The 412-nt window shown below is 70.9% G+C and carries 1 protein-coding gene; it reads left to right on the forward strand.

Annotated elements, in window-relative coordinates:
* Positions 1 to 412: AAA-type ATPase lid domain-containing protein (locus tag FLO80_RS24025; RefSeq protein WP_500676337.1), on the forward strand; the 412-nt coding region annotated here is incomplete at both ends.

Here is a 412-nt window from a genome sequence, read left to right on the forward strand (position 1 = left end):
CGATCTCTACCATCGCCTCAGCGTCTATCCCTTGCGCGTGCCGCCGCTGCGCGAGCGCGGCCGCGATATCCTCCTGCTGGCCGGCTACTTCCTCGAGGAAAAACGACCGCGCCTGGGACTGCGCAGCCTGCGCCTGGACCACGAGGCCCAGGCCGCGCTCCTCGACTATCGCTGGCCGGGCAACGTGCGCGAACTCGAGCACCTGGTCGGCCGCGCCTCGCTCAAGGCCCTCGGCCACAATCCGGAGCGGTCGCGGATCGTCACCCTGCATCGGCAGGATCTCGACCTGCCCGCGGAAACCCCCGCGCCACCTCGCAGCGTGGTCGAGCCCGCGCCCGCCGCGCCAACGACCGGTCACTCGTTGCGCGCGGCCACCGACGCCTACCAACGCCACCTTATCCAGGACTGCCTG

The organism is Aquicoccus porphyridii (assembly GCF_008369105.1).
GTDB lineage: Bacteria > Pseudomonadota > Alphaproteobacteria > Rhodobacterales > Rhodobacteraceae > Aquicoccus > Aquicoccus porphyridii.